The following is a 1,202-nucleotide window of genomic DNA, read 5'->3' as shown; positions in this document are numbered from 1 at the left end:
AGGCGCCCGCGCGGGGTGTGCACCCCGACCCGGGTCCAGCGGCCGGGCGCCGGCCCGGTGCCGGACGTCGCGTCGCCGGGGCCGGTCGCGGCCGGTGTGGGCAGGACGGAGGTCACGGGCGGCTCCCTGGCAGATCTCCCCGAACGGCCCCGGCGGGCCCGGGGCGGCTGCGAGTATCCGACGGCCCCGGTGCCGCCGTGGGCGTTCGGGAGAACCGTGAACGGGAGGCGCGTGGCGATGGCGGGGACCGTCGGGATGCGACGTCCGCGGCGCTCGGTGCCCGAGCTGCCCGGCGGTGAGCTGGTGCTCGAACCGCCGCCCGAGCCGGAACGCCCGGTCCCCGGCGGCCTCGTGGCGCGGCTGCTCCCGCTGGCGATGGTCGGCGGGGCGCTGCTGTTCGTCGTGCTGGGCCGCGGGGACACGAGCACCTGGCTGTTCGGCGGGATGTTCGCGCTGTCCGCGCTGGGCATGCTCGCCGGCGGCGGCCGCGGCGCCGGCGCGCGCACCGCGACGATGGACGAGGACCGCCGCGACTACCTGCGCTACCTCGACGTCCTGGGCGGGCGGGCCCGCGCGATCGCTGCCGAGCAGCGGCACGCGCTGGAGACCGTGCACCCCGACCCGGCAGCCTGGCCGGACGTGCTCGCCGCCGACCGGCTGTGGGAGCGCCGCCCCGGTGACGACGACTTCGGCCGCCTGCGCGCCGGGCGCGGCACCCAGCGCCTCGCCACCCGGCTCACCGCCCCGCACACCGGTCCGATGGAGACACTCGAACCGCTGTCCGCGCTGGCGCTGCGCCGTTTCCTGCGCCGTTGGTCCACCGTGGACGATCTGCCGGTCGCCGTCGACACCCGCGCGTCGGCGACGATCTGGCTCGAACCGGACCCGGACGCCGCCCCGGTACTCGACCTCGCCCGGGCACTGGTCGCCCAGTACGTCACCTGGCACGGTCCCGACGACGCGCGGCTCGCCGTCGTGGCACCGGGGGGCGCGGCCGCGCGCTGGGAGTGGGCGAAGTGGCTGCCGCACGTCGCCCACCCGCGGCTGCACGACGCCGTCGGGCCGGTCCGGATGATCACCGACGACCCGGACCGGGTGCGGCGCTGGTGGGTCGACGAGCCGTACGCGGCCCAGCAGCACCTGCTCGTCGTGCTCGACGGGGCCGCCGACGCCCCGGGCGCGTGGGCCGGGCTGCCCGGCGT

At 78.4% G+C, this 1,202-nt stretch carries 1 pseudogene; it reads left to right on the top strand.

What is annotated here, in order from left to right:
• Positions 1-237: 237 nt before the first annotated feature.
• A pseudogene (locus tag GTW08_RS00610) lies at positions 238-1,202 on the top strand (type VII secretion protein EccC); the annotation flags it as partial.

The organism is Pseudonocardia sp. SID8383, assembly GCF_009864975.1.
GTDB classification, from domain to species: Bacteria; Actinomycetota; Actinomycetes; order Mycobacteriales; family Pseudonocardiaceae; genus Pseudonocardia; species Pseudonocardia alni.
This window is presented reverse-complemented; position numbering and strand designations above follow the sequence as displayed.